The sequence below is a fragment of the Streptomyces sp. NPDC053076 genome (genome assembly GCF_044546845.1).
GTDB lineage: Bacteria > Actinomycetota > Actinomycetes > Streptomycetales > Streptomycetaceae > Streptomyces.
The window spans coordinates 1,780,332-1,792,906 of the sequence record NZ_JBITZL010000001.1; the positions used below are offsets into that span (position 1 = coordinate 1,780,332).

The 12,575-nt window shown below is 71.6% G+C and carries 12 protein-coding genes and 2 pseudogenes; 7 read left to right on the forward strand and 7 right to left on the reverse strand.

All coding sequences use genetic code 11. The annotated features are described in order from the left end of the window. The first annotated feature begins 42 nt into the window (after positions 1–42). The 4 genes from ACIGYR_RS07280 to ACIGYR_RS07295 all read left to right on the forward strand — a co-directional run bounded on the left by ACIGYR_RS07280 (position 43) and on the right by ACIGYR_RS07295 (position 4,289). Positions 43–1,212 carry a sensor histidine kinase gene (locus ACIGYR_RS07280; RefSeq protein WP_399602177.1) on the forward strand — a complete coding sequence of 390 codons (1,170 nt, stop codon included), beginning with the start codon at positions 43–45 and terminating at the stop codon, positions 1,210–1,212. Next, positions 1,209–1,868, forward strand: coding sequence for a response regulator (locus ACIGYR_RS07285; RefSeq protein WP_391836964.1), 660 nt, complete (start codon positions 1,209–1,211; stop codon positions 1,866–1,868). The genes ACIGYR_RS07280 and ACIGYR_RS07285 overlap by 4 nt, the downstream gene beginning before the upstream one ends. 114 nt (positions 1,869–1,982) lie before the next feature. Beyond that, positions 1,983–2,621, forward strand: coding sequence for a GPP34 family phosphoprotein (locus ACIGYR_RS07290; RefSeq protein WP_399602180.1), 639 nt, complete (start codon positions 1,983–1,985; stop codon positions 2,619–2,621). Positions 2,622–2,636: 15 nt separating this feature from the next. Continuing rightward, the gene (locus tag ACIGYR_RS07295; RefSeq protein WP_399602182.1) at positions 2,637–4,289 is read left to right on the forward strand and encodes a carboxylesterase/lipase family protein; all 1,653 of its coding nucleotides are present in this window, start codon (positions 2,637–2,639) and stop codon (positions 4,287–4,289) included. Here the strand turns inward: ACIGYR_RS07295 and ACIGYR_RS07300 are convergent. From ACIGYR_RS07300 to ACIGYR_RS07330, 7 genes and pseudogenes are all read right to left on the reverse strand, one after another. After that, positions 4,251–4,802: pseudogene (locus ACIGYR_RS07300) on the reverse strand (serine hydrolase); the annotation flags it as partial. The gene ACIGYR_RS07295 and the pseudogene ACIGYR_RS07300 overlap by 39 nt on opposite strands. Then, complete coding sequence (locus tag ACIGYR_RS07305) at positions 4,729–5,700, reverse strand: ADP-ribosylglycohydrolase family protein (RefSeq protein ID WP_399602363.1); 972 nt, start codon at positions 5,698–5,700, stop codon at positions 4,729–4,731. The gene ACIGYR_RS07305 and the pseudogene ACIGYR_RS07300, both read right to left, overlap by 74 nt. Before the next feature lie 231 nt (positions 5,701–5,931). Beyond that, positions 5,932–6,084: pseudogene (locus ACIGYR_RS07310) on the reverse strand (IS5/IS1182 family transposase); the annotation flags it as partial. A gap of 178 nt (positions 6,085–6,262) precedes the next feature. Then, positions 6,263–7,249, reverse strand: a complete 987-nt coding sequence (locus ACIGYR_RS07315) for an Ig-like domain-containing protein (protein ID WP_391836959.1) — start codon at positions 7,247–7,249, stop codon at positions 6,263–6,265. Between the two features lie 384 nt (positions 7,250–7,633). Further along, a complete protein-coding gene (locus tag ACIGYR_RS07320) occupies positions 7,634–7,918 on the reverse strand; it encodes a DUF6207 family protein (RefSeq protein ID WP_399602187.1) in 285 nt (94 codons plus the stop codon). A 124-nt stretch (positions 7,919–8,042) separates the two neighbouring features. Further along, positions 8,043–8,396: a hypothetical protein gene (locus ACIGYR_RS07325; protein WP_399602190.1), complete on the reverse strand. Its 354-nt coding sequence runs from the start codon at positions 8,394–8,396 to the stop codon at positions 8,043–8,045. Positions 8,397–8,561: 165 nt separating this feature from the next. After that, complete coding sequence (locus tag ACIGYR_RS07330) at positions 8,562–9,431, reverse strand: LLM class F420-dependent oxidoreductase (RefSeq protein ID WP_399602193.1); 870 nt, start codon at positions 9,429–9,431, stop codon at positions 8,562–8,564. A gap of 279 nt (positions 9,432–9,710) precedes the next feature. Between ACIGYR_RS07330 and ACIGYR_RS07335 the strand changes: the two genes are divergently transcribed. The 3 genes from ACIGYR_RS07335 (at position 9,711) to ACIGYR_RS07345 (ending at position 12,336) form a co-directional block, all read left to right on the forward strand. Further along, entirely contained in the window at positions 9,711–9,938 is a 228-nt protein-coding gene (locus tag ACIGYR_RS07335; RefSeq protein WP_399602196.1) for a hypothetical protein, read from the forward strand. A 201-nt stretch (positions 9,939–10,139) separates the two neighbouring features. Next, entirely contained in the window at positions 10,140–10,865 is a 726-nt protein-coding gene (locus ACIGYR_RS07340; RefSeq protein ID WP_399602366.1) for a cysteine hydrolase family protein, read from the forward strand. 343 nt (positions 10,866–11,208) lie between these two features. Beyond that, positions 11,209–12,336 (forward strand): hypothetical protein, encoded by a 1,128-nt coding sequence (locus tag ACIGYR_RS07345; protein ID WP_391836955.1) that lies wholly within the window; start codon positions 11,209–11,211, stop codon positions 12,334–12,336. Positions 12,337–12,575: the final 239 nt, after the last annotated feature.

The window sequence follows — 12,575 nt, forward strand, 5'->3', positions numbered from 1 at the left end:
CTCGTGAAGGGCCCGGCTCGCGCCGCTGGATAGGGTCGGGGCGTGGACCGTAGCAGTAGGCAGCCGGACGACGCGTTCGCCGGTGCACCGCCGGGCGAGCTGTCGCCCCGGGCGGCCCGGGCCTTGTGGTGGGGGTCGGCCGGTCTGGTGCTCGCCGTCCTCGGCACCTCGGTGCTCGTCGCCGGCGCGGAGCACGGCCGGCGACTGTCCCTGGCACTGGCCCTGGTCCTCGCGCAGGTCTGCGCCCTGAGGTGGCAGGCGCGCGCCCCGGTCGCCGTACTCGCCGCGAACGCGGCGACGGGGCTCGCGGTGTGGGCGCTGCTGCCCGCGGTGACCTTGACGGGGGCGTTGCTCGCGGCGCAGGTCGCCTTGTGCGTGCTGTCGGCCATCAGGCCTCGGCGCGTGTCGGTGCGGGCGCTCGCGGCGATGTGCCTGCCGGCACCGCTGGCGTTCGGGGCGGGCGGCCCCGCGGGTCTGGCGGTCTACCTGCTGACGGTGGTCCTGGCGTGGACCGCGGGCCAGTGGCGCAGGGCGCAGCAGGAACGGACGAGGGCTGAGCTGCGCCGGGCCGTGGTGGAGGAGCGTGCGCGGATCGCGCGCGAGGTGCACGACGTCGTGGCGCACACCCTGTCGGTGATGGTCATTCAGGCGGGCGCGGCCGACGACGTGTTCACCGAACGGCCCGAGCAGGCCCGTCAGGCGCTGCGGGCCATCGAGACGGGTGCCCGCTCGGCGCTCGGCGAACTGCGCCTGCTGTTGCGTGCGTTCCGGCCCGAAGCGGGGGAGGACGGGACCGGGGAGCAGCGGGAGCCGGGGTCCTCGCTCGCGCGCCTGGACGAGCTGGCCGACACCGTGCGCGCGACCGGGATGACCGTGCACGTGCACCGCGACGGCACCACCGACGGGCTGCCGGCCGCGGTCGACCTGGCGGCGTACCGGATCGTCCAGGAGGCACTCACCAACACGCTGCGCCACGCGGCCGGCGCCGACGAGGTGAGCGTGCGCGTGACGGCCGAGGAGGAGTGCGTGAAGGTCACGGTGGTCGACAACGGGCGTACGACGCAGACCGGTTCGGGCTTGTCGGGGGCGGGACGCGGTCTGCTGGGGATGAAGGAGCGGGTACGGCTCGTGGGCGGCAGCCTGCGCGCCGGTCCGCTGCCCGGAGGCGGGTTCGAGGTGGCGGCGCGGCTGCCGGTGGAGCGTGTGTCATGACCCTGCGCGTGGTGGTGGCCGACGACCAGACCCTGGTCCGTACCGGCTTCCGCATGATCCTCGACGCCCGGGACGACCTCGAGGTGGTGGGTGAGGCGTCCGACGGCCAGGAGGCGGTGCGGCTGACACGGGACCTGGAGCCCGACGTGGTGCTGATGGACGTACGCATGCCCGTCGTGGACGGCATCGAGGCGACCCGGCAGATCGCGGACGGCGGCAGTCGCGCCCGAGTGCTCGTGCTGACCACCTGGGACGTGGACGCGCACGTGGTCGCCGCCCTGCGGGCCGGGGCGAGCGGCTTCCTGCTGAAGGACATCCGCCCGGCCGAACTCGTCGACGCGATCCGCGTCACCGCCCGCGGCGACGCGCTGCTGGCGCCGGCCGTGCTGAGCCGCGTCCTCGACCGGTTTCTGCGCACCACTCCCGACCCGGCGCCGCCGCCCTCCCTCCAGGACCTCTCCGGGCGCGAGCGGGAGGTGCTCACCCTCATCGGGCAGGCGCTGTCGAACGCGGAGATCGCCGAGCGGCTGCGCCTGTCGGAGGCCACCGTCAAGAACCATGTCACCGCAGTGCTGCGCAAACTGGGCCTGCGCGACCGCGTCCAGGCCGTCGTCGCCGCCTACGACCACGGCCTCGTGCGACCACGCCGCCCCTGACGTCGCCTCCTCCTCCTCAAGGAGGAGGCCGGCCCGCGATCCTCCTGTGTTCCCAGTGCCGGTCCGTTCCCGTGGCCGATCCCCGGCCGGGGTACCCGGCCGTAGCGTCGAGGTGTGATCGACGACCTGCCTTGCCTCATGTATCTGCTCGCCCACGACGACGCGGCCGAAGGCCCTTACGACCGTCCCCGCACGGAACTGCTGGTCCGGGCCGCCGCCCTGGTCGACCTCGTGCTGCGCGGCCGGCTGGGGGAGGAGGACGGCACGGTCACCGTGTCCGGTACGGAACCGGCCGGTGACCCCGTCCTGGACGGCGTCCTGCGCGACGCCGCCGCCGGGCACGGCTGGAGATCTCTCGTGCGCCGCCACCGCAAGCGGACCATGACGGAGGTGGAGGACCGGCTCGCCGCAGCGGGACTCCTCACCGTGCGGGAGCCCCGCACCCGCTTCGGCACACGACGGCTGACCGTGCCGGACCGCGCCGTGCCCGCCGCGCTCCGCGCGCGCGTGTCCGCGGCGCTGCACGGGGACGGCCCCGTGCGGGAGATCCCCGCCGCCGACGCGGCGCTGCTGGCGCTGGCCGCGGCGGGCGGCGTCCGCTCGGTCCTGTCACGGCAGGACCAGAAGGCCTTCCGGGCCCGTACCGAAGCCTGCGCGGGGCGTCTCGCCACCCTCGCGCCCGGCCTGGAGAAAGCTGTCCACACTCTGCCGATGACCATGATCGCCGCACAGGGCGGCATGGGCGGCAGCTGACCGGAAGGGGAGATGATGAGCCTGCACCGAACCCTGACCACCCTGGGCTGCGCGCTGGCCGCCTTGCTCGCGACGGCCTGGTCCGCGGCGCCAGCGACGGCGCCCGCCCGGGCCGCCACGACGGTACTCACCCACCACGGCCTGGTGCGGGGCGCCGCCCACGACGGCTACCGCACCTTCGATGGCATCCCCTACGCGGCGCCCCCGGTCGGCAGGCTGCGCTGGGCGCCGCCCCGCCCCGCGACCTCCTGGTCCGGGGTACGGGATGCGACCCGGCCCGCGAGCGCCTGCCCGCAGCCGGCCGGTGAGGTACCGGGCGGCAGCACCGACGAGGACTGTCTCCACCTGAACGTCACGACACCCGATGGTGCGGGACCGGCACACCCCCGACCGGTGATCGTGTGGCTGCACGGCGGCGGCCTCACCACCGGCGCGGGCGGCTCGTACGACGCCCATCGCATGGCCATCCGTGGCGACGTCGTTGTCGTCACCGTCGACTACCGCCTCGGAGCCCTCGGTTTCCTCGCGCACCGCGGGCTGCCCGGTTCCGGCACCTTCGGCCTCGCCGACCAGCAGGCGGCGCTGCGCTGGGTCCGCGCCGAGATCGGTGCCTTCGGCGGCGACCCGCGCAAGGTGACGCTGGCCGGCGAGTCGGCGGGCGGCTACAGCGTCTGCGCCCAGCTCGCCTCGCCCGCCGCCGCCGGGCTCTTCGACCGGGCGATCGTCGAGAGCGGCCCGTGCACAGGCCGCCCCGACCGGCCGTTCGCCCCGTCCTCCGTCCCTCTGTCCACGGCGCGAGCCGCGGGCGTGGACCTCGCGGTGAAGGTGGGCTGCGGCTCCGCCCGCGACGTCCCGGCCTGCCTGCGGCGCGTGGCAGTCTCCCGTCTGCTCGCGGCTCAGGCCACCGATCAACAGCCCGCGTACGACACCCCGTTGCTGCCCGGTGACCCCGCGGCGGCGATCGCCGCCGGCCGCTTCCACCGCGTCCCCGTGCTCATCGGCAACAACCACGACGAGGGCAACGGCTGGGCCGCCGGGATCGTCCAGGCCGGCCATCCCGTCACTCCCGACACCTGGCCCGACGTCGTGGCCGCTTTCTTCCCCTCCTCGGGGCAGGCGAAGGCGATCGTCCGCGAGTACCCGGTGCACCGCACCGACGGGGGGCCGGTGTTCGGCGCGGTCATCGGCGACGGGGACTTCGCCTGCCCGACGGCACACACCGAGGGCCTGCTCGCGGCCCATGTGCCCGTCTGGCGTTACGAGTTCGCCGACGAGCATGCCCCGCCGCTCACCTCGGGCACACCGCCGTTCCCGCTCGGCGCACCGCACGCGAGTGAACTGCCCTACCTGTTCGACCTGGGGGGTCGCCCCCGCGTCCTGACCCGGGCACAGCACCGGCTGGCCAACACCATGATCGACTACTGGACGCGCTTCGCCCGCACCGCCGACCCGAACGGCCCAGCGTCGCCGCACTGGGCCCGGCAGTCGGTGCTGTCCCTGGCGCCGGACCACATCGTCCCCACCCGCACGGCGCACTCCCGCCACCACTGTGCGTTCTGGAACGCCCTCGACCAGGCCGAGCCCGTATCGGCCACCGGGCCACAGCTGTTGCACGTCCGCGCTCACGGCGACGGTCTGCTTCCTCTCGGCCAGTTGCCGCGTCCGTAGCAGGCGGCCGGCGAGCAGGGCCCGGAGGAAGCCGTTCTCATCCCGTGTGGTGGTGACGAACGAGTTCTCGTGGTCCGCCGGTATCCGGTCGGTGACGTCCACCACGGAACCGGGGCCGAAGAGCTGATAGGCCCTGGCGTGCGGCCTGGGCAGGGTGGGCGAGGTGCCGGTCCACCGGGTCCGGTCGAGGCCGAGCGGACGCAGGATGCGGCCCTCGCTCTCACGGTGGGCGGGCTGACCGGTGGCCCTCTGGATGATCATGTGGAGCAGGACGTAGCCGGTGTGGGAGTACTTCCCGCCCGCACCGGCGCCATGACGAGACGCTTTCGCAGAGACGAAATCATGGCTGAACGCCAGTTTTGCCCCCAAGGGGACGCGATCCGGCGCCCCCCAGGACCGGCATGGGGGGAGTCCCCCCGACGCGGGTCGTAAGGCGGGTTCACGCTGTGCCGGCTCCGCCGGACCGTTTCCTGACGGCCCGACAGCCGTGGACGGCCTGCCCCACGACACCACCTAGGGGCAGCGGTTCGCGGGCTGAGTGCCAGGCGGAGGGGAGACCGGCGACGCCCGTGCGGGCGGCGATCACCCCGCCCGCGATGGCGCAGGTGGTGTCGATATCGCCACGCCCGGCTACCGTGAACCACAGGCCCTCGTGCAGGTCGTCGAGGTGCCCCGCTGCGCACCACAGAGCGTAAGGGACGGTGTCGGGCCCGGACATCCGGTAGCCGGAGCCCAGGACTTCCGCGGCGTGCCGGACCGAGGTGTGCTCCGGCATCCGGGCCGCGACCCGCACTCCCGATCGGACGTCGCTGTCGGGGAGTCGTTCGGCGACCGCCTGGAGGAAGTCCGGCCGGGCCGGGGTGTGCCCGCCCCGGCTGCGGGTTGCCAGCGCCGCGGCGAGGGCGACCGCCACCGCCGCGGTGACCGCCTCCGGGTGGTGGTGCGAGACCGCAGCCTGGAGGGCGGCTTGCTCGGCGACCGCGTCGAGGTCGGCGGCGTGCCAGGCGCCGAGCGGGGCGGCGCGCATGGCTGCGCCGTTGCCCCAGGAGCCCTGGCCGCCGAACTGTCCCGCGACCACCTCCCGCCAGGGCTCGCCCGCGCCGATGCGACGGAGCACGTCATGCATCGACGCCCCGTAGCCGCGGTGCGTGTCGTCGGCGTAGGCGGCCGCGAAGCGCAGGGCGAGGCGGTCCTGGTCGACGGTGCCGCCACCCTCGGCGAGTTCCCGGACGAGAACGAGCGCTTGGGCGGTGTCGTCGCTCCACCGCCACAATGCTTCCGGGGGCAGCGTCCGCGTCTCCAGGGCTGCCGGGCCGTCCTGGCGCAGGATGCCGAACCAGCGGTCACCGAAGGCGTCACCGAAGGCGAGCCCGTCCAACGAGTCCAGCACAGCGGTGGGCATGTTGATCATCGGGGCAGTATCGCAGCGCGTCGGCGCTCCTGCACTCCGTATTCGGCGCGGACATGTTTCTGAGCCGGGCATGATGCTGGGCGACCGCGGCTCCAGCCAGGACGACACGTACCGCCGCCTGGGCCGGAACCGGGAAGCCGCCGCACCTCGCGCTCCGATGACCGGGAATATGTGGGCAGTCGACTTCGATACCCCGAAGCAGGGCGGCAGAGCCCGCCAAGCGCAACCGCTGACCAGGACATAGACGATGGCCGCGAACAGCCTCTCATCAGGTGTGTCCTGTGTACCGCCACCCTGCGGCCGCACTCTAGACGGCGGGATCAGCGGCTTCGCGATCTCCCACAGCCCGTCCGGCACGATCCAGCTCCACGTACCCCGCCCCATACCGAGTCAACGTCCGCCTCACCACGTAGGACCCTGTCTTAGGGGCGGTCGCCGGTCATCGTGGGGGTTCGAACGGAGCCCGGTCGACGGACTGTGAGACCAGTTTGCAGGGGTGGAACGGCGGTGGCGGGGCCTGTCGACACCATCCGGTGCTGACCGTCCCCGCCACCGCGGCCCATCACAACGTCGCGGTCGTCCCGTCCCCGGACGCGCTGCCCGCGAGCCACTCGTCCCAGCCCAGGTTGAAGTCGGCGTAGCCGTTGTCGGCCGGGGCCTTGGCGCGGGGAGAACCGGTGATGGTGACGGGGTCGCCCTGCTTGACCTGGCCGTAGAACCACTTGGCGTCGGACAACGACAGATGGACGCAGCCGTGCGAGCCGCGGGCGCTGCCGCTGCCGGGATTGGGGTCGCCGGTCGAGTAGTGCACGTACGTGCCGGACTGGGTCAGGTGGATGTCCCAGGGCAGCGTCAGATCGTAGTAGTTCGCACTGCCCTTGTCGCAGCTGATGCCCACGCTGCAGGAGGTCATGTGGACCTTCTCCTGCTTGTCGATGACGGCCATCGTGCCGTTCCACGTCGGATACTCAGCGCTGCCCGCATTGATCGACAGGGTGCGCACCGCCTTGCCGTTCCGGGTCACCTTCATGGTGTGGCCGGTCACCGAGACGTCCGCGCGCACGTCGTCGCCGATCTTGAAGGTGTGCGTGTAGTTATGCACGCCGTAGCGCCCGTTGCCGTTGCTGACGCCCTTCACGTCGACGTCGATCTTCACCTTCGTGCCGGAGGGCCAGTACGTCTTCGGCCGCCAGTCGGCGCGTTTGTCGCCGAACCAGTGCCAGGCGCCGGCCACCGGCTGGGAAGCGCTCACCTTCATGTGCTTCTCCACCGTGGCCCGGGCCTTCGCCGCCACCGGGTCGGTGAAGACCACCGAGACCGGCATGGCCACGCCGACCGTGGTTCCCGTTTGCGGGGTGATCGTCTCCAGCAGCATCGGCGGGCCCGCGGGCTTCGTCGGTGACGGAGAGGCACTCGCGCTCGGCTTGCCCGGCGCCTTCGCGTCGTCCCCGCCCGCCTTGTCACTGCCGCCCCCGCCACAGGCACTCGCGCCCACCAGTACCGCACCCGTGACCAGTGCGATGCCTATGCCGCCCTTGCGCCGTCCCACGACTTGCCCCGCTCTCTCGCTCTTCGGCCCCTGACAGGCCCGACTCTCTGTTGGACGGCGAGGGCAGGGCCGCAGTTGCGTGCGTCGCGTAAAACGTGTCTCAAAACTCGGGGCCCACCGCCGCGGCCCGGGACCGCTCACCGCCGGAGGCCGGTGAGCCTGTCCGACCGTCAGCTGGTGCGGGCACCCCGGCGGCCTCTCGCGCACCGCCGGCGCGCACCGCGCACGTGAACGCGATCACAGGGACGCTCCAGTCCCAGGAGGCGACCATGGTCACGGGTACGACGCACATCGAGTGGACGGCGGAGACAGCAAACGGCCGGCAGGACGCGACCCGGCCTCGTGACGTCACTGGGCGGGGCGCGAAGCCCGCTTCTGATTCCTTCAGAGGCGCTGACGCATGTCGAGACAACAGCGCAGCCGGACCCCGTGCTGACCGGGGTCCCGGGGTGTGCGTTCCACGGCGGTCGTCACCCACATCGCTGCCAGTGCCGCGTGAAACGCGAAGGCGGTCCGGTCGTCAGCCGCCGTGACGTCGACGACGACCAGGCCCGGCTCCGACACGTGCGCCTCTTGAATCGCTTCCATGAACAGCACGACGCCAAGGCCGGCGAAGCGGGTTCGGCCCAGGGCCGGCCATTCACCCGATAGCAGCAGAGAACCGCGCACAGGAATGCCTCGGCCTTCCCGCCTCGTGCAGGACACCGTGTCCGTGACCGGCAGTCGGCCCGACTGACACGGGCTCTGCGGACGTCGTTCCTCGCCCTGGTCGCGGGCTGTCGAAGCCGATGAGTCATGCAACGTGCCGGGCGGCACGGTAGGCGGCGATGAGTGCCGTGAGCTGCCGGTTGAACCCTTCGGCCTCCTGCAGGACCGCCTCCGGCATCGGGTCGTCGGCGGCGCATCCGAAGGCGGGGCGTCCGGCCATGTGCCCGCAGAGAGCCTCCAGGTGGTCCAGAAGGGCGGCCTGGCGAGCCTGTTCGGCAGTCAGCGACTGGAGCCAGCCGAGCCGGTCCTCGGCCGCCTCAGGGCGCGGGGGCAGGGTCCGGCGGATGCCGTCGGCCCGCCTGGTGAGGGTGTTCCACACAGGGACGCGCAGCGCCGCGACCAGCGCGTCCGGTTCGTCTTCCACGGTGGTGGGTGTCATGTCCCCACGGTCGCAGGGGGTACTGACATCGTGGTTCACCCAGGACGCCGGGTCAGTCGTCCGGGTGCGTTCGGGGTGCAGTCGGGCTAGTCGGAGCCAGGTCTCACGGCTCGTACGGCCGGCTCGGCACGTCAGCGGTAAGGCGTCACCGCCACCGCTCCCCGGTCACTCCGGCGCGCGGATCCACGTCCGGGCGAGCTGCGCGACCCAGCCGGCCGCTTCGTCGGGAGCGGACGGGGGCGCGCCGACGACGACGAGTTCGGTGACGCCCGCCGCACGGAGTGCGGGGAGGTGCTCGGGAATGCCGTCGCTCAGCGCGACGGCGACCGTGAGCTCGGCGACGGCGCGACCGTGGCGGGCGCACTCGTCGGCCAGGACCGCCATGCGTGCCGGGACGTCGGCCGCCGGGACGTTGAAGCCGTACCAGCCGTCGGCGAGCGTGACCGCCCGGCGCAGGGCGGCGTCGCTGTTGCCGCCGACCACGACCGGGAGCCGGCCGCCGAGCAGCGGCTTCGGGTTGACCCGGATCGCGTCGAAGCCGGTGAACTCCCCCGTGAAGGAGGCCGGGTCCTCGGACCAGAGGGTGCGCATCGCGGTTAGGTACTCTTCGGTGCGCCGCCCACGCCTGGCGAAGGGAACGCCGAGCGCCGTGAACTCCTCGGCCGACCAGCCGACCCCGACACCGAGGCTGAACCGCCCGGCGGAGAGTACGTCGAGTGTGGCGGCCTGTTTGGCGACCACGACGGGGTTGTGCTCGGGCAACAGGAGTACGCCGGTGGCGAGCTGGATACGGCTGGTGACCGCTGCCGCGAAGCTCAGGGCGAGCAGCGGGTCGAGCCAGTCCGCGTCCGCGGGCACGGCGATCCGGCCGTCCGCGGAATAGGGGTAGCGGGAGGCGGGCGCGTCCACGAGCACCACATGCTCGCCGCACCACAGCCTCGCGAAGCCGTGTGTCTCCGCGGCTGTGGCCACCGCCCGGATGACCTCGGGTCGGGCACCGTCACCGATACCGAGTGCGTGCAGTCCCACTCGCATGCTCCACCTCCTGCGTCACCGTAAGCGCGAAGCGCGGACGCACTCGGATGGCGCGGCGTGCCGTGCGCCGACGCGGCGGGTGATGTCGTCCGGACGAGCGAGGCCACCCCCCGCCCAACGCCGTCACGCTTGCCGGCGGTGCCGGGCTCGCGCACGCGGCGACGGCGTCCCACGCAAGCGCGGCCGCCAGAGGTTTGCCGGCCTCCGAGAACGCGTCCCGGCCGCCTCCGGCGCGGGCGTCCCCGTGGCCCGTTCCTGCCGCCACTGCTACTGCTCACCGTGCTGGGCAAAGTGGTCGCATGCCTCGCTTTCCGGGTGAGCCCGGTGGGCGCGCTGCGGGGCACCGGACAACTGCTGTGGGCGCTGCCCGGCACCCGGTTCGAGTTCGAGCAGGGCGCAACGGCCGTGCTGGTGAGCGTCAGATCGGCGCAGCCTGGTAGTCACATCATCGGCCGGACCGGCATCAGGGACACGTTGCCAGGATGTCTTTTTCTGCAAGCTAGATGACATTGCCGACACATGTTTCGGGCCATAGCGTCATAGGTGCAGGTCACCGGACCGATACGCCCCTGATTCCCCCAACCCAGGCGGTACTTCATGCTCAGAACGACGCTGCGTCAGCTCGACGGCTTAGACGACATGCCCGCGAAACTCGCCGACCCGGCCCCCGTCCTGATCGACGACGGAAACACCTACGCGACCGGCCGAATGCCGACGAGGTCGCTGCGTTCGGCCGTCGCGCTGTGCACCGCCGCCGTTGTCGCGGTCACCGTCGCCGGGTGTGGCGGAAGTTCCGAGGCCGCCTCCTCCAAGCACCAGTCGTCGGCTTCCGTCGCTCGGACGAACGTCGCCAAGGACACGACGACGCTGAGGGAACTCAACGGCTTCGACGAGACCCCGGCCGAACTGTCCGACGCGACGCTCATCCTCGTCGACTACCAGAACACCTACACCGATGGCGTGATGGAACTCGACGGGTGGCGGCCCGCGGTCGACAACGCCAGGAGCCTGCTGGAGCGGGCCCGCAAGGCGGGCACCCCGGTCATTCACATCGTCGACAAGGGGTACGACCTGAAGTCGAAGGCGGGTCGGATCATCCCGGCACTCAAGCCTGCCAAGGGTGAGCCGGTCGTGGTGAAGAGCGTTCCGAACGCGTTTCACGGCACCGATCTCGCCGAGAAGGTCAAGAAGACCGGGAACAAGAATGTGATCGTCGCCGGATTCATGACCAACATGTGTGTCCTGTTCACCGCGCAGGGTGCCTTCCTCAATGGTTACAAGCCGACCGTGGTCGCCGACGCCTCGGCCACCCGGCCGCTGCCGCTGAAAGGCAACCCGAACGGCATTCCCGCGACGCAGGTCCACGAAGGCGCCCTCGCCACGGTCCAGGACCTCTACGGGGTCGTGGTGCCGTCGCAGAAGTCCCTGACCTGAAGAGCGATGTCCGGTAGGCGGCACGGCTGAGCCATCTCTGTCGCCGAACAGCCGAACAGCCGAACAGCCGAACAGCCGGACCGCGTCCGGTGAGCGGCGGGCGTTCCCTGCGCCCGCGCCACCGTACCGTCTGCCCACTCCTGCGGTCCGGCTCCGATCCGGCTCGAACCGACCGGCCTGCCGTCGGCCGGAACGCCGGCGGCAGGTCCGAACTCCCCACCTGCTTTTCTCCCACGCTCCCCCCACTCCAGGCTTCCCCCCACGCCTGTCCCCCCACCCTGAACTCCCCCCACATCTTTCCCCCACCGGTAGAAACCGATCACTCACCATGGAAAGACGGGGCATGGCAACTCGTAGAGGATTTCTGGGAACGGTCTCGGCAGCAGGGGCAGCCACCTTCCTCACTCAGACACAAGCGGCCACCAGCGCGTCCGCCGCACCGACCGCGACCGACGAGAAGGCGGCACGCGACGCGATACGCAACGTCAACGCCGGTATGCGCACCAACTACGCGACGTTGAAGTCCGAGTTGGTCAAGCACCTCAGTCCGGTCATCATCGTCCAGAACAACGCCGTCGGCGGACGCTTCACCCTGATCAACAACGGGGTCCAGGTCGAGACCGTCAACCCGGTCCCGGAGTACTTCGAACTGGCCAAGTCCATCGCCCACGTTCCACTCGGCATCTACTCGGTGATCGCCGCCTACCTCAGCGACCAGGTGCCCAACATTCCCAACGCGGCGCGCATCGATCCGCACGACCTGGACATGGTCGCGTTCAAGACCCCGGGCGACAAGGGCTGGATCACCTCGCTGAACAGCTACCGGACCGCGCTGAGTTCGGCACTCACCAAACTGCCCACCGCGAACCTCCCGGACGACCTGTATGCCTCCTGCAACAAGATCCTCACGGAGGCGGTCAAGTTCATCGACACCATCGTCAAGGCGGGATCGTTCGACATGGTGTCGTTCAACCGGTTCGCCGCGACCGTCTACCCGTCCATCCGCGTCAACATGACCTTCGCCGCCACCGCGCAGATCACCGGCATCGAGGGGCTGATGAAGCGGTGGCGCACGCTGATCGGTGAGCAGGCGTGGAGCGACCTGTACGTCACGGTGCTGTCGATCTGGACGACATCCGAGCTGAACCAGGCGTCCATCATCATTCGCCGCACCATGAACCAGGCGAAGGTGGCCACCCACCTGATCGACCTGCCCACGGTGGAGGCCCCCTCGGACCCGATCGCCGTGGCCCTGGACAACCTGGCGCGCATCGTCCAGGACAACGTCGCCGCCGAGATGGTGTTCAACACCGACCTCAAGGTCGCTGATGCCCTCAAGGGCAAGGAAGACCTGCTGTCGGACGAGATCCTCCAGCAGATCGGCGGAACGACGCCCGCTGCCAAGACCGCCGCCTTCGGCGGGGCGGCGGCCGGGACCTGCCCGATCACCGGACGCACCGCAGCGGTGTGATCACCGGACGCCCCCTGTCCCCCTTCCGGGCCGGGGGGCGCTCCGACCTGCCTGCAAGAGGCCCCACGTCTCCGCCTCATGAATCGCACCGCCCGGCTCTATGCGCTGGTGGAAGAGTTGCGTGGGGGGGGGGCCCCCCCCCCCCCCCCCCGGGGGGGGGGCCCCCCCGGGGCACGGGGGCCCCCCCCCCCGCCCCGCCCACCCCCCCCCCCCCCCCCCCGGGACCGCCAACCAACGCA